Below are 14,988 nucleotides of genomic sequence, written 5' to 3' on the forward strand. Positions count from 1 at the left end.
CGCAGCGGCAAAACCGCGGACTCAGAACGAGAGGAAGCGATTTGTACCCACGGTACGTTCTGGCACATAGATGGTACGCCGACGAGTAGCGCAGACGCGGGAGCAGGTCAAAGAGAAACTGGTGGCTGCGCTGATAGAAGACCACTCGCCGCGAGAAGTCGCGATGAGCTTCAGCGTCGGCGTGTTCCTCACCGCACTACCGACGCTTGGCACCGGCTTTATCGCCTTCCTCGTCCTCGCGTACCTGTTCAAACAGCTCAGCAAGGTCGCGCTGTTCGCGTCCGTGCTGATACTCAATCCGCCGGTCAAGTGGGGCGTGTACGCGTCGAGCTTCTGGCTCGGGAACCAGATTCTAGGGCCGGTGCCCGGCCTGTCGTTTGACGGTGTCTCTGTCTCGATGGGTAGCGACGTGCTGGTCCGACTATGGACAGGAAACGTCATTCTGGCCGTGGTGTTCGCGGCTGTCGGGTACGTACTCGCGTTCCGTTTGATCAACGAGTACAGGCAGCGGCAGGCTGGGTCGGCTGCGGTCAGCTAATAGCGACTGTCGCAGTACGACCTCACTCCCGCCGCACGACAAACACCGAAAGATCCGAGAACCGGGTGTCGTCCTTGCTGTTGCCGCCAGCATCTTGCGCAAGGTCGCCGAGCGTCGTTGCGGTCCGAGCCTCGTCATCGTGGGTGAGCCGCTCGTAGACCAGCGCCGGTAGCTCGGGGTCGCCGCCGGCATCCAACAGCTCGGCTGCGATGTCTTCGGGCATCAGGTCGAAGGGGCGCGGCAGCACGAGCAGGTGTCGGTCGCCCACATCGTTCCGAAGCCGGTCGAGATCGGATGAGAGGTCGCCGCTCTTGTGCAGCGTGACAAATGTCGTGTCCTCCATCGGCGTCCGAGCACGGCTGGCAGCGATCTGGAGCGAGGAGATGCCCGGCACGATACGAACCGGACGGTCGACGGCACGCTGGACCTTCCCCACGAACTGGTAGCCAGAGTGGTTCGGGTCGCCCATCGCGACCGCAGTCCCGCGCTCGCCGCCGGCCACGCGCTCGGCAAAGGCGTCCAGCGTGTCGAGTTCGTCCCGGTAACCACAGGTCAGGAGGTCCGCATCGGTCCGGTCGGCGACGAACTCGACGACTGTCTCGAAGCCGACGACAACGTCAGCCTCGCGGATCGCCTCCTCGCCGCGCGGCGTCAGGAAATCGAGGTTGCCCGGGCCGATGCCGACGGCGTGGACCGGCCCGTCCGCGTCGGGGTCCTCGGGCGCGCTCGCCGCAATATCGGCTGGGTCTGGTCCCGAATCGAGGTCGTAGTCGTCGTTCTCAGTCATCCAGCGAAACGTCGCCCTCCCGCACGTCCGACGCGACGTGCACCAGTTCGTTCGTCAGCCCGGCGGCCAGCCCGCTCCCGCCGCGGCGGCCGACGTTCGTGATGGTCGGGACGCCATGTTCGGCGGCGACCTCGCGGAGCCGTTCCCGGCTCTCAGCAGCCTTGACGAAGCCGACGGGCGTGGCGACGACGACGGCCGGCCGAGTGCCGTCCTCAATGCAATCTGCAAGCGCGAGCGCCGCTGTCGGGGCATTTCCCACGACGGCGATAGCGCCGTCGTAGACACCCTGTTTGTCGAGTTCGAGCACTGACGCGGCCGTGCGTGTCATCCCGGTTTCGGCGGCCAGCTCAGCGCCGTTGCCGATGGCCTTCTGAACTGGGCAGTCGTGGCCGCGGCCGGTGATGCCGGCCTTGACCATCGTGATATCGGTGACGATAGGCTGTTCGTCCAGCACTGCCTGCGCACCGGCCCGCACCGGCTCGTCGTCGTCCGCTCCGGTGAAGCGAACGAGGTGCTGGAACTCGGGGTCGCCGGTCGCGTGGACGGACTTCTGGCGAATCCGATCGGCCAGCGTCTCGTCCGGAACGAGTTCGCGCACGCGGTCCATCGACGTCTCCGCGATGTCCATTGCGTTCGAGGTGGTCGCGCCGAGGTCGGCGTACTCCTCGAAGCCGTCGTCGCTGTTCGCGTCACCGTCTGTCGCATCGTCCGTGTTAGTCGTCATCTGAAGTCACCTCCTCGTCCTGCTCGCGGGTCGCACTGCTCCCCGCTCGCTCGTTCGGAGAGCCTCGCTCCGGACCCCCCGTCGCTCGGCTCTCCAGGTCACCGTCAACTTCCAGATTCAGGTCCCGCAGGCGGTCCCGGGTCTCGTCGTCGGCGTCCCAGAGCCCGCGGTCGATAGCTTCGAGTAGCGTGTCGGTGATCGAATCCAGCGCCCAGGGGTTCACGTCCCGGAGCCAGTCCTGTCGCTCCTCGTCAAAGGCGTAGCGCTCGGCCACGTCCTCCCAGAGGGTGTCGCTGACCACGTCGGTCGTGGCGTCCCAGCCAAGCACCACGTCGACCGTCGTCGAGAGGTCGCCAGCGCCCTTGTAGCCGTGTTCCTCCATCGAGTCGAGCCACGAGGGGTTCAGAACGCGGGCGCGCATCGCCTTCCGGACCTTCTCCTCGTTGGTGTACACGTCGACGTTGTCCGGGTCCGAGGAATCGCCCACGTAGGAGTTCGGCTCCTCGCCGGCGATTTCCGTGACAGCGGAGATGAACCCGCCGTGGAACGCGTACCAGTCCGAGGAGTCGAACTCGTCCTGTTCGGCGGTGTCCTCGATTTTGACGGTCGCGTCGACCGAGGATAGACGGCGCTCGAAGGCGTCGTGAGCGTCGCTCACTCGGCCGCGTGACCCCATCGCGTAGCCGCCCCACTGGACGTACACGTCGGCGAGGTCCGAGCGGTCGTCCCAGTTGCCCTCGTCGACGGCCTTGTTCGTGCCCGCGCCGTAGCCGCCGGGGCGGGTGGTGAACACGCGGTGTTTCGCCGCGCTCTCGGCGTCGCCCTCGTCCATGCCGTCGGCCACGAGGTCGTCGGTCTCCTCCTCGACGTGTTTCTTCACGTAGTTCATCTCGTGGGGCTCGTCGAGGTCGACGACGGCGTCGACGGCGTCGTGGACGACCCCCGCAGCCGCCGGGAAGGCATCCCGGAACAGGCCGGAGACGCGCGTCGTCACGTCGATGCGCGGGCGGCCGAGTTCCTCGAGCGGAATCGGCTCAATGTCCTCGACGCGGCCGGCGTCGGACCAGACCGGTTCGACGCCCATCAGCGCGAGCACCTGTGCGATTGTCTCGCCGCGGGTCCGGACCGTCGGCGTGCCCCAGACGACGACACCGATTTCCTCGGGGTATTCGCCCTCGTCCGTTTCGTGGCGCTCCAGCACGCCGTCGGCGACCTCGCTGCCCACGTCCCAGGCCGTCTTGGCCGGGACCTTCCGCGGGTCGAGCGTGTAGAAGTTCCGGGCCGTGGGGAGCAGGTCAACGCCGCCGCGGGTCGGCGCACCGGAGCCGCCCGGCGGGACGTACTCACCAGCCAGCGCGTCGGCGGTTCGCGGGATCTCGTCGGCTGCGCCGGCCACCCGCGGGGCCGCTTCCTCGCAGATGTACGCCAGCGCCTCGCGCAGGTCCTCGTGAGCGCCCGACCGCACGCGAGCGTCCCCGAGCGGTTCGATGTCCACGACGAGGAGGTTCATGTTCACCTCCGACGTGTTGTCTTCGAGTTCGCTCTCGGGCACGTCGAACTCGTGTTCGGCCAGCGTCCGGACGAGGTCTTTGCTGGTCTCGTGGACGTGGTCGGCGGCCTCCGCGTAGGTCATCCCCAGCGTCTCGTCGTACTCGCCGGGGGCGTTGCGGAGTTTGTCGTAGTCGACACCGAGCACGCCCGCGACGCTCTCGCGGAGCGACGGCGCACCGGGGTTCTCCAGCCGCGTAAGCGCGACCAGGTAGTCGACCAGTCGGTCGTCGGCCGGCGGCTCGCCCATCGTGTGCAGCCCCTTCCGGATCTGCGTCGTCTTCACGTCGGTGAGGTACTCGTGGACCCGTTCGACGAGGGCGTCAATGTCGAGGTCGTCGCCAGCCACGTCACCCTCAGCGAGCGTCGACCCGGCTTCGTCAGGGCCACGTACGTCGGCCTTCTCGTCGATTTCGCCGGCGATGCCGAGTTCGACGGCGAGGTCCAGTTCGTCGACGGTCTGGCGGAGCTGCTCGGCGAGGTGCTCGCCGTCGTCGGTCCGGGCGTCTTCCATGCCGGCCTCGCGGTAGCGGTCGGCCAGTTCTTCCAGGTCGGCCAAGTCGTCGTAGGTCCCGGCATTGGCCATCACCGGGGTCAGGTAGTCGACAATGGCGGCGTAGGAGCGCCGCTTCGCCTGGGTCCCCTCGCCGGGGTTGTTGACGATGTACGGGTAGACGTTCGGGATGTCGTCGATGAGCTGGTCCGGTGCGCTCTCGCCGTCCAGCCCGACAGTCTTGCCCGGCAGCCACTCCAGACTGCCGTGAGTCCCGAGGTGAACGACAGCGTCCGTCTCGTAGCTGTTGCGGAGCCAGCGGTAGAACGCGACGTAGTCGTGGGGCGGCTGGAGGTCCGAGTCGTGGTACACTTTCGAGGGGTCCATGCCGAACCCGCGTGGGGGCTGGACTGTCACGAGCACGTTTCCGAACTCCACGCCGGGAATTGCGAACGGGCGCTCGGGCGGGTCGCCCCACTCCTCAACGACGTTCTCACGGAAGTCGTCGTCAAGCATCTCGAACCACTCGCCGTACTGGGTCGGCGAGACGGTGTCGACGCTCAGCTCGCGCACGTCCTCGGGCGCGACCCAGCGGTCGTCGAGGGTCAGTTGGGCGGTCAAGCGCTCGACAAGCGACTGGCCGCTCTCGGGCATCGTGTCGCTCAGGTCATAGCCCCGACTGTCCAGCTCTTCCAGCAGATTCACTGTACTCTCGGGCGAATCCAGCCCGAAGGCGGTCCCGATACCGTCGTCGCTGGGCGGGTAGTTGTGCAGAACGACGGCGACCTGCTTCTCGTCGTTCGGGGTGTGGCGCAGTTCGGCCCAGTTGACCGCCAGCCGCGCGACGTGGTCGATGCGGTCGTCGATGGGGAAGTGCTGTTTCGGCGCGCTCCCGATATCGGCGTCGTCGTCGGTCCGCTCCTTACCCGAGATGGGGTGGGTGATGACGTTGCCGTCGAACTCCGGCAGCGCGACCGAAAGCGCGAGTTCGAAGCCCATCACGCCCGTATCGCTGCTGTCGTACCGGGACCGGGAGCGCATCGTCGTCACGGTCTGGATGACCGGAACGCCGAGTTTGTCGAGGAACACGTCCTCGGCGCTCTGGCCTTCGTCGTCGGCGCTGCGGCCGCGTTCGTCCATCGACAGCGAGAACATGAACGACGAGCAGACTGCATCGACCAGCGGGTTGCCGTCAGCATCGAGGAGCCACTCCTCAGTGACCTGTTCGGCGTTCCACTGGCCCTCGGCGTCGGTCGCCGGTTCACAGAATATCGGGAGCGCGTTCGCCCCGTGGGCCTCAATGGCCCGGACCTGCGCGTCGACGTAGCGGGTGTTCTCGTGGGTCCAGTGGGACTCGTAGAACCAGACGGCGACGGTCGGTTTCGCCGGGTCGAACGTCGCCCGCAGGTCCTCGATGCTCGCGCCCGGATGGTCGGGATGGTAGACGCCCTCCGTCGGGAGTGTCACCGGCTCGTCGTACGAGGGGTCGGCGTCGCCGTACTGCGCCACGAGGTAGCGGAGGCAGTTGGCGACGTTGCTCGCCCCGCCCTTCTCGAGGTAGTCGTAGACGGTGTCGCGGTGCTCTTCCGGAACCGACGTGTCCTCGAAGGCGAAGGCGTCGCCCGTCGCTTTCACCACGAGCGGGACGCCGGCCTCGCGCAACCGCTCGACGGCCATCTCGTAGCCGGGCATGCTGTCCTCGGCCCCGTGGAGCCAGAGGACGACGGCGTCGGCGTCGGTCAGTTCGTCGACGAACGCCTCGACCGCTGGCTCGTCGTCGAGGTCGCTCTCCGAGCGCACGACGAGGTCGGCGTCGACCTCGCCCGCGGCCCGCTGGACGGCCCCGAGTTCGTTCTCCGTCGCGGTGTAGAGTCCTAGCTGTGGCATAACGTTATTAAATCTCCGTTTGCACTAATACAAGTATGGTTGTATTCGGCGCGGGCAAAAAAGCTTCGCAGGGACCGACGTTCGCGGCCGTCGTCGGCCAGCGCGACCTCAAGGACGGCCTGCTCGCGGTCGCGACGGACGACGACCTCGACGGCCTGCTGGTCCGCGGCGAGAAGGGGACAGCGAAGTCGACGGCGGTGCGCGCGCTTGCCAACCTGCTGCCCGAGCAGCGCGCGGTCGCGGACTGCCCCTACGGCTGTCCGCCAGACCGGCCCGACGAGCAATGCGAAGACTGCCGGACACGCTCAGACCCGCCGGTCGAAACTCGTTCGGTTCCACTCGTCACGCTCCCCCTCGGCGCGACCCGGGACCGCGTCGTCGGGACGCTGTCGGTGGCCGACGCGCTCGACGGCGACCACGAGTTCGACCCCGGCTTGCTGGCCCGGGCAAACCGCGGTATCCTCTACGTGGACGAGGTGAACCTGCTGGACGACCACCTCGTCGACGTGCTGCTCGACGCTGCTGCGAGCGGCCAGAACCGGGTCGAGCGCGACGGCGTCACCGTCACCCACCCCGCCGAGTTCACGCTCGTCGGGACGATGAACCCCGAAGAAGGCGACCTGCGCCCGCAGTTGCGGGACCGCTTCGCCCTGCAGACTGAAGTCAGCGCCTGCGAGGACCTTGACGACCGCGTTGCTATCATCGACCAGGCGCTCGGGGAGGGCGGCGACGAGGAGATGCAGAGCGAACCCGACCGCGACCCGGGCGAGCGCCTGCGGACCGCCCGCGACCTGCTTCCGGAGGTCGACCTCGCCCGCGAGTTCCGCGAACAGATCGCCGAACTCTGCCGGGACGCCGGCCTCGACGGCCACCGCGGCGATATCGCTACAGCGCGGGCGGCCAGAACCTTCGCCGCGCTGGACGGGCGGACGACAGTGCTCGAATCAGATATCGAACGCGCCGCCGAGTTTGCGCTCCCTCACCGGCTCACTTCTCGACCGTTCGAGGACGCGCCGGACGTGGACGACGTGCTCGACGACCATTTCGAGGACGAGGAGGGCGAGGCTGAGGAGGAGTCCGCCGATGACGAAGAAAGCGGTGAGGAGGGGGGTGACGCGGACAGCGACGAGGAAGCGGGGGCCGGCGACGAGTCAGTAAACGACGGAGCCGATTCCGAAGGCGGTGAGGACGGAAGCGAACAGCAGGAGCAGCGCCCGGACGACAGCGGAGAATCCGGCGAGGACGGCGACGACGAGTCAGGCGAGCGCGGCGAGCAGCCGACGCCCGCTTCGGCCGACAGCGACGGCGAGCGGCAGGAAGCAGAGGCCGGCGACGGCGAAGGAGCGGCCGGAGACGACGGTGGGGAGGGAGAGTCCAACCAGTCCGACGACCCGGAAAACGCCACCCCGCTGCTGCCGGGCCAGTCCCGCGCCACAGTCGGCGACAGCGGCGCACCCGACGTGGATGCCCCGTCGGTCGACACAGACGGTGGGAGCGCAAGCGGCCGTGCGAGCGCGACAGGGACGAAACGCGGTGCAACGGTCCGAACCGAGCGCGCCGGCCGGGACGATGAGGTCGACGCCGCAGCGTCGGTCCGGGCGGCGGCCAGTCGCGGGAGCGGCCGTGTCGAGTCACGTGACCTTCGGAAGTCCGTTCGTGCAGGCGACGCCGAGACGCTGGTGGTGTTCGCCGTCGACGCGAGCGCGTCGATGCGCCCGGCGATGAAAGCCGCAAAAGGCACAGTACTGGAACTGCTGAAAGACGCCTATCAGGCCCGCGACGAAGTCGCGTTCGTCACCTTCGCCGGCGAGGGCGCGGACGTGGTACTCCCGCCCACTGACAGCGTTTCGCTGGCGGCACGCCACCTGAAAGACCTCCCCACAGGCGACCGGACACCACTGCCGGACGGGCTGACGGCCGCCTGCGAAGTGCTCGACCGGGCGGACCCGGATGCCGGCGTCGTCATCGTCGTAACCGACGGGCGGGCGAACACCGCCGACGGGAGTCCGGTCGCAGCGACCAGAACCGCGGCGCGAACGCTCGGTGAAGCAGCCACCCGGACCATCGTCGTGAATGCCGGCGAAGCGGGCCGTGCTGGATTACTTGACCTCGTTGCAGAGGAAACGGACGCGTCAGTGGTCTCACTGGACGCGCTGACCGCGGAGCGCGTCGATGCCGTCGCCAGCGACCAGTAGCTCTTGGTCGGCGCTGTATCAGGCGGAAGTTTTACAATCTTACTTGTTCTTAAGACAAACGAGATTTCAATGCAGGATGACACTGATACCAAACACGCGACGGATAGCGTGTACGACCGTATCGAACGCGCCAGAGCATCCCTGACTGGCCCACAGATCGCCATCGCCGTCGCGCTGGTGGCGGCGCTCGGCTTCACGCTGCTGTTCGTGCAGGACCCAATGCTGCACGACTCACTGCACAACTTCCGCCACAGCGCCGGCATCACCTGCCACTGATGGCGACTGACTACCTCGAACGCGGCGCGATGGCCGGCGTGGCCGGCGGGCTGGTCTACGGCCTGTTCATCGCGACGGTCGGGAACGCCTTCACCGCTGGACTGGAGACATTCGAGCACAGCCACGGCGGGGGCGGCCCCGTCGTCTCCGAACTCACGACGACCGTCGTAAGCATCGGCGGCGGCGTCCTCTGGGGCCTGCTGTTCGGCGTCGCCGTCTTCGGCATGGCGTACTTCTTCCTCGAACCCGCGATTCCCGGCTCGGGCGCGACGAAGCGACTGGCGCTTGCGGGAGCCGGCTTTCTCACCGTCTCCGGCGCGCCGTGGCTCGTCTTGCCGCCACAGCCACCGGGCGTCGAGCAGGCGCTTGGGACAGAGACGCGCCTCGCCTGGTACGCCGGCCTGATGGCACTGGGGGCGCTGGTCGCAGTGCTCGCCGGGCTCGCGTATCAGCGGACAGCGCGCCACCACACCGCCATTCGACTCGGAGCCATGGCGCTGCCGCTCGCACTGCTCGCAGTTCCGGTCGCGCTCGCACCGGCAAACCCGGTCCACGGTGACGTGCCTGCCGCGCTCGTCGCGGCCTACCGCTGGACGGTCGTGTTCGGCCAGCTAGTGCTGTGGGCCACCATCGCTGGTGTACACACGTGGCTCGGCGAGAACGACACCGCGGCTGCGGACGAGCTGGACTATCCAGCGACAGCAGACTGACGGAACGACACGATTCAGATTTTTCCGGCAACCGTCCCGAGATTCAGCGCCAGCCCGACGATAGCGACGACCGCGGCGATAACGAGGTTCGCCGTCGTCCCGCCGGCGCTGAACGGGGCCGTACCAGCCGACGCCAGTGCGCCGAACCCGATTCCGGCGACGACGAGCGCCACGCCGGCCAGCCCGACGAGCATCGTACCGGTCGGGCCGAACCGACCAGCCGACCGGTTCTCGTACCGCTCCAATGCGTCGTACATCGTCCCGGTGACCGTCTCCTCTAGGTCTGACATCTGTTCTGAGAGGTAGGTGTTCAGCGTCTCCTCGTGCTCGTCGAGTTCCGCGGCGCGCTCGGAAAGCTGCGCGTCGTACTCTGTCAGTTCGGCCTCGCGCTTGTCGAGGTCGGTCTCGCGGTCGTCAAGCGCGGCTTCGCGTTCATCGAGCCGGTACTCCCGTTCGTCCAGTTCCGCCTCTTGCCGGTCGAGTTCCTCCTCGCGGGCGTCACTCTTCTCTTCGCGCCGGTCGAGCTCTGCGCTCCGCTGATCGAGGCCCATCTCCCGTTCATTGAGCCGGCGCTGCATCTGCGCGAACTCCCGTTCGCGCTCGGTTGGGCGGTCGTCGACGGTGCTGTCGTCGGCGCTGTCGTCGGCGCTGTCATCGACGGTGCTGTCGTCGTCGGCTTCGTAGTCCGCCGCCGGCTGTGCCTCCTCGTGGTCCGGGTCTGTGTTATCAGCCATACTGGGCTCCTATACCGAGACGCTACGGCTATCGAACGGTTAGTTTGACACCACATAACACAGTAATCGGAGCCAAACCGGGGACAGCAAAAAGTCGTCTGGAGTGCCGTTACAGCCGAGATCGCTACGTCGACGCGTCAGCGACGGGTGTCTCGATTCGATGCAATCGGTACGCGCCACGTTCGTGGCCCTCGTCGTGGTAAACGACCGGTTCCTCGACAGCAACAGCGGTCCCATCGGAGACTGCGGCTGCCGTCACGACGCCGTCGGTGTCCAACGTGTCGAGGGGGCCGTCGACAACATCGAACAGTCGAAGCGCGTGGTCGTCGGCGTCGCGGTCCCGGAAGTTCTGCGCGCCGGGAACGGCCAGCAGCGAGCCATCAGTTCCCAGTCCGCTAGCGAAGCCGCCCACGGGCGCGTCCCAGCGGCGGTCACCATCGAGCGAGACACCAGCGGCGGTGTGCTCGTTCGGGTGGCGGGCGTCCGTTTCACGGCCGTCCTCTGGATATGTGTTGCCGGTGACGAACACCGCGCCCTCGTCCGTCGCGTGGACGTGGTTCGGGTACGCGTAGACGGTGTCACCGGCCACGTCGGTCGGCGTCGCCAGTGGGACGCGCCAGCGCTCCCGGCCGCCGCTGTCGAGCCGGTAGCCGCGGTAATCGCCGTGGCTGGAGACAACAGCGCCGTCAGCCAGCAGCGCAACGTCGCCGACACGGCGCTGGCCGTCGGTCCCGGGGTCCCACATCCAGCGCGGGTCACCGTCGTCGGCGTCGAGGACGACGAGGCCGTGCTGGTGGTCGCCAGGACACCGGTTGTACGCGACGGCGACGCGGTTCTTGTCAGCATCGAGTGAGATGGGTGAGCCGTCGGTCCGGTATGTCCAGTCAATGGAGCCATCAGCTCCGAAGGCGTAGACGACGCTCTCGAAGTGGCGAAGGTCGTTCCCGTCGTCGTCGGTCCGGCGTTCGTATCGCCGGGCTGCGGCGTAGCAGCGGTCACCGTCGGTGGCGAGGCTGGCGACGAAAGGTAATAAGAAGCGCGTCTCCTGCTGGGCCTCGCCGAGGTCCCCGCGGGTTTCGTACCGCCATCGCAGGTCGCCGCCGGCATCGTGACAGCGGATCTCGCCGCGGACGCTGCGTTCGCCAGTGACGACACCGCCGTCGAAAGGCACCGCCGCGACGACACTCGGTTCGCCATCCGTGCCGTACTGCCAGCGCCGGTGTAGCGGACCGGCGTCCGCCGACACGTCGAACGCCTGCAGGTCCCCATCAGCGGTGCCGACGACCGCGAGACTACTGGTCAGCGTGACCGCCGAGCGGCGGCCCTGATGGCGCGAGCGGGCCGGCGCTACGTCCCCGAGGCCGACGGTCGGGGCGCGCTGGCTACTCATCGACCGGGAAGGCCTCGTGAAGCACGTCGTGGGCCTCACCGAGCCCGGCGAGGACATCCTCGCCCTGCATGGTGATGCGCGACACCGCCCGCTCGGCGTCACGGACAGCGACGAGTCGACCCCGGAGGTAGTCGTACTCGGGGTCGTCTTCGGGGGTTGCGGCGATCTCTTCTTCGAGGTCCACGAGCGCGGCGTCGAGGTGGCGCTCGATGGCGGCGAGCGTCTTCGCGCCGGCGAGGGCCTCTATCGGGCCGGTCATGTGGCCCTCCAGCTCCTGTTCCGCGTGCTGGCGCGCGTGGTCGTCTTCGGTACCGAGAACGTTCATGAGACCCAGTCGGAGGGCCTCGATTTCGTAGCAGCTCATGTGTGTAATGAATTGGGTGTGTGCTCAAAGGGTCTGGTCGACGAGTTCGCTTACGATGCGGTCGCGGTCCAGATGTGAGGAGACAATCTCGGCGGCGTCCTCGTCCTCAACGCCGCCGTACCAGACGCCGTCCGGGTAGACGGCGACCATGGGCCCCTCGCCACAGCGGCCGAGACACGACGACCGCGTGATGCGGGCGTCGCACTGGTCGCTGTCGCGGGCGGCCTGCCGCAGGCGTTCGAGGACCGCTGGCGCGCCGTCCTGGGCGCAGGTCTGGTTCGTACAGACGGCGACGTGTTTTTCCGGGGCGTCGTGGACGTGCGGGTCGTCGTCGACGTTCTCGCGGTCGGCGTGTTCGGCCTGATGGGTCAGCGCCCGGAGCATCGCGCGAGCGCCGCCCTGGTCCTCCTCGTAGCCGTCGAGTTCGACCTTGTACTTGCAGGTGTCACAGGACATCTCGACGCTGCCGGTTCGGGCCTCCTGCCAGCGGTCGCCCAGCACGTCCAGCAGGCGCGTGTCGGTCCCGAGCGGTTCGCCCGGCGCGGCGTCGACGTAGGGGTATTCCTCGTCGAACTCGCGTGCGCCGTCTTTGATGCGGCCGGTCAGCACGCCGTCCCCGAGCATGTACGGGATGACGACAACGGCGTCGGGTCGCGTCTTGGCGATGTCGTGTAGCGTGTCATCGAGCAACGGCTCGGTGACGCCGATGAACGACGCCTCGACCCGCGAGAACTCGCGGCCCTCGTACAGCAGGCGAGCGAGCTTGTGCACGTCGGCGTTGGCGTCCGGGTCGCTGGAGCCACGGGCGCAGACGACGGCGGCCACATCGTCTTCCTCCCGGTCGACGCCCAGTTCGGCCTCGACGGCCGCCGCGCGGTCGTCCAGCAAGTCCAGCAGGGCCGGGTGGACACCGAGATGCGCGCCGTTGTTGATGGTCAGTTCAGGGTGGGCCTCACGGGCCTGCTCGACGGCCAGCGGCACGTCGTTTTTGACGTGACTGGCGGCAAACAGGGAGAGGTGGACCACCGATACCTGCGAGACGGCTCTGGCCAGCCCCGCGATGGCCTCGTCGATAGCCGGCTCGGCCAGTTCGAGAAAAGCCGCGTCGACCGGGATGCCGAGTCGGCCCTCCAGTTCGACCGCAAGGTCGCGGACCTGTTCGTTCGACTTCTCGCGCCGGGAGCCGTGGCCGACCAGCAGCACCGCTTCGTCGTCCAGCGTCTCCGGCGCGGTGATAGCTTCACTCATCGGACTCGTTCAATGCTTTTCTGGAGCTTGCGCCGGCGGCTCGGCGCGAACAGCCCCGTCTCTTCGCTGCCCTCGTACAGCCAGTCACCGAGGACAGGTGCCGCGTCGTCGGCCACACCGAACCAGTAGCCCGACGAGGTCTCCGAGAGCTCGTCGTAGGGCGCGTCGACCGGACAGCGGTCGAGCAGCGTCTGTATCGTCCGGAGGAGTCGCTCGTCTTCGTGGACGAAGGAGATACCGACCGCCTCGTCGTCGGACTTGAAACACACCGTGCCACAGCCTTCGAGCAGGCCGCGGAGGAGCTGGCGGTCGTAGTCGGCCAGCGCGTCGAAGCGGTAGCCGCCCGACTCGCCGTCGAACGGGAGGCCAAGCGCGGCGCTCGCGCGGTCAGCGAGGCTGCCGACGACCTGCACCGTGAACTCCTCCTCCTGACGGGTAATCGAGGTGTCGTGGGCATACGCCCGCTCGACGATGCGGCGGTCGGCCCGCTCCGCACCGGCGATGGAGGCGAGCCGCCGAGCGGCCGTTTCGTCGTTCGTCCGGACAGTGATACAGCCGTCCTCGCACTCGCCGTCGCCGGTGACCCGACCCCAGAAGTACGCCGTCTCGGGGTGGGCTGCGAGCATATCGTTTGGCGCACCGGTTTCAACGCTCATGGCTGGACCTCCTCGTGGTCGGTGGCGGCAGGTGTATCGGCGGCCCCGGCGTCCTCCTCGACGGACTCCACGTGAATCGCATCGAGCGGGCAGGCCGCAGCGGCCTGCTCGGCATCGTCCCGCCGGTCGTCGTCGAAGGTGGCTTCGATTGCCGTCCGGTCGTCCGTCTCGATGGCCGCCAGTCCCTCGCTATCCTCGACGAAGCGGTCGTCGCGGACGAGACAGGCAAACACGCCGTCGCAGGCGTCGCGGTCGATAGTGATTCGGTACATTAGTAGTCGTACTTGGTTTCGTAGCCCCGCGGGGTCACCATCCGGTCGTCCCAGACGTAGGTGTCCTCGTTGCCCACGAGGAGGGTGGTGGTCATGTCCACGAGGTCAGTTTCGCCGAGTTCGGGCAGTTCGCCGAGTTCGACGATTTCGACCTGCTCGTCCTCGCGGCCGGCGGCGTGGACGACGCCGACAGGGGTCTCGGGGTCGCGGTGTTCCAGCAGGATTTCACAGCACTTCTCGTAGTTGTCCCGGCGCTTGCGGCTCCAGGGGTTGTAGATGGTGATGGTAAAGCCCTCCTTGGCGGCGGCGTGGAGCCGGGACTCGATTGTCGGCATGTCGGTGAGGTGGTCCGACAGCGAGATGGAAACGGTGTCGTTGACCAGCGGCGCGCCGACGCGGGCCGCACAGGACTGGGCCGCCGGGACGCCCGGAACCACGTCGAAATCGAGCATCGTCGCCGTCGCGCCCTTAGATTCGATTATCTCCAGTGCGAGGCCGGCCAGCGCGTACACGTTCGGGTCGCCGCTGCCGATGATGGCCACGTCGTTGCCCGCCAGCGCACGGTCGATTGCCTCTTCGGTTCGAGACACTTCACCGCACATCGGCGTGTTGTAGATGTCGTCGGCTCCCTCAGTAATCTCGTCGGGCAGCAATTCGACGTAGGTCGTGTAGCCGACGATGTGTTCGGCGTCCAGCAGCGCGGAGCGGGCGCGGGCAGTCATCCCCTCCGGCTGGCCGGGGCCGAGGCCGACGGCGATGAGCTGGCCCGGCTCGGCGTCGAAGTCGTCAACGGTCGCACCGACTTCCTCCTCTTCGTCCGACTCACTGGACGAGGACGCGCCGCAGGAACTACTGCTGGACGAGGATGACGATTCGGACGACGACGAGGCCCCACACTTCGAGGCGCTGTCGTCGCTCGTGTCCGGTGTCGTTTCTGTGGACGAACTCGCCGAACTCGCGCCGCACTTGGAGGCGGTATCGGTCTCTGCTTCCGCTTCGCTCGCGGCCGTGCCGTCTTCTCGCGGGCCTTGCCCGCTCGAACGGTCCGCGGAACTCCGTTCCGCGCTACTCGCGTTCTTCGAGGCGCTGCGCGCCTCGCCAGCCTCGCTTGCGCCACACTTCGATTCTGTCTCGGTACTTGCGTCGGTGGTGTTGTCAGTGCTCAT

14 protein-coding genes are annotated in these 14,988 nt (G+C 67.6%); 4 read left to right on the forward strand and 10 right to left on the reverse strand.

From position 1 onward, the window contains the following. Positions 1 to 70: 70 nt before the first annotated feature. Positions 71 to 538: a DUF2062 domain-containing protein gene (locus G9C82_RS07815; RefSeq protein WP_007189682.1), complete on the forward strand. Its 468-nt coding sequence runs from the start codon at positions 71 to 73 to the stop codon at positions 536 to 538. 22 nt (positions 539 to 560) lie between these two features. Here the strand turns inward: G9C82_RS07815 and G9C82_RS07820 are convergent, their stop codons facing one another. From G9C82_RS07820 to cobN, 3 genes are read right to left on the reverse strand one after another with little or no spacing between them, the layout of a single operon-like run. Next, positions 561 to 1,325 carry a cobalt-precorrin-7 (C(5))-methyltransferase gene (locus G9C82_RS07820; protein WP_127013785.1) on the reverse strand — a complete coding sequence of 255 codons (765 nt, stop codon included), beginning with the start codon at positions 1,323 to 1,325 and terminating at the stop codon, positions 561 to 563. Continuing rightward, positions 1,318 to 2,049 (reverse strand): precorrin-8X methylmutase, encoded by a 732-nt coding sequence (locus G9C82_RS07825; protein WP_127013786.1) that lies wholly within the window; start codon positions 2,047 to 2,049, stop codon positions 1,318 to 1,320. Before G9C82_RS07825 ends, G9C82_RS07820 begins: the two co-directional genes overlap by 8 nt. After that, the gene (cobN, locus tag G9C82_RS07830; protein WP_127013787.1) at positions 2,039 to 5,977 is read right to left on the reverse strand and encodes a cobaltochelatase subunit CobN; all 3,939 of its coding nucleotides are present in this window, start codon (positions 5,975 to 5,977) and stop codon (positions 2,039 to 2,041) included. The genes G9C82_RS07825 and cobN overlap by 11 nt, the downstream gene beginning before the upstream one ends. A 35-nt stretch (positions 5,978 to 6,012) precedes the next feature. Between cobN and G9C82_RS07835 the strand changes: the two genes are divergently transcribed. The 3 genes from G9C82_RS07835 to G9C82_RS07845 all read left to right on the forward strand — a co-directional run bounded on the left by G9C82_RS07835 (position 6,013) and on the right by G9C82_RS07845 (position 9,158). Beyond that, entirely contained in the window at positions 6,013 to 8,172 is a 2,160-nt protein-coding gene (locus G9C82_RS07835; protein ID WP_127013788.1) for a VWA domain-containing protein, read from the forward strand. Between the two features lie 69 nt (positions 8,173 to 8,241). After that, positions 8,242 to 8,448, forward strand: coding sequence for a CbtB domain-containing protein (locus G9C82_RS07840; protein ID WP_007189686.1), 207 nt, complete (start codon positions 8,242 to 8,244; stop codon positions 8,446 to 8,448). Beyond that, entirely contained in the window at positions 8,448 to 9,158 is a 711-nt protein-coding gene (locus G9C82_RS07845) for a CbtA family protein (protein WP_127013789.1), read from the forward strand. Before G9C82_RS07840 ends, G9C82_RS07845 begins: the two co-directional genes overlap by 1 nt. Before the next feature lie 14 nt (positions 9,159 to 9,172). Here G9C82_RS07845 and G9C82_RS07850 read toward each other — a convergent pair whose 3' ends face one another. From G9C82_RS07850 to cobJ, 7 genes are all read right to left on the reverse strand, one after another. Next, positions 9,173 to 9,892 carry an Rnase Y domain-containing protein gene (locus G9C82_RS07850; protein WP_127013790.1) on the reverse strand — a complete coding sequence of 240 codons (720 nt, stop codon included), beginning with the start codon at positions 9,890 to 9,892 and terminating at the stop codon, positions 9,173 to 9,175. A gap of 124 nt (positions 9,893 to 10,016) precedes the next feature. Beyond that, positions 10,017 to 11,282, reverse strand: a complete 1,266-nt coding sequence (locus G9C82_RS07855; RefSeq protein ID WP_127013791.1) for a PQQ-binding-like beta-propeller repeat protein — start codon at positions 11,280 to 11,282, stop codon at positions 10,017 to 10,019. Then, entirely contained in the window at positions 11,275 to 11,646 is a 372-nt protein-coding gene (locus G9C82_RS07860; protein ID WP_004964927.1) for a DUF3209 family protein, read from the reverse strand. The genes G9C82_RS07855 and G9C82_RS07860 overlap by 8 nt, the downstream gene beginning before the upstream one ends. Positions 11,647 to 11,670: 24 nt before the next feature. After that, entirely contained in the window at positions 11,671 to 12,894 is a 1,224-nt protein-coding gene (locus tag G9C82_RS07865) for a CbiX/SirB N-terminal domain-containing protein (RefSeq protein WP_004964930.1), read from the reverse strand. Then, entirely contained in the window at positions 12,891 to 13,550 is a 660-nt protein-coding gene (locus G9C82_RS07870) for a hypothetical protein (protein ID WP_011224564.1), read from the reverse strand. Before G9C82_RS07870 ends, G9C82_RS07865 begins: the two co-directional genes overlap by 4 nt. After that, on the reverse strand, positions 13,547 to 13,822 hold the full coding sequence (locus G9C82_RS07875; protein WP_127013792.1) for a ferredoxin: 276 nt from the start codon (positions 13,820 to 13,822) through the stop codon (positions 13,547 to 13,549). Before G9C82_RS07875 ends, G9C82_RS07870 begins: the two co-directional genes overlap by 4 nt. Continuing rightward, complete coding sequence (cobJ, locus tag G9C82_RS07880; RefSeq protein ID WP_127013793.1) at positions 13,822 to 14,988, reverse strand: precorrin-3B C(17)-methyltransferase; 1,167 nt, start codon at positions 14,986 to 14,988, stop codon at positions 13,822 to 13,824. The genes G9C82_RS07875 and cobJ overlap by 1 nt, the downstream gene beginning before the upstream one ends.

Origin of the sequence: Haloarcula sp. R1-2 (assembly GCF_011627385.1) — an archaeon.
Classification (GTDB): Archaea; Halobacteriota; Halobacteria; order Halobacteriales; family Haloarculaceae; genus Haloarcula; species Haloarcula marismortui.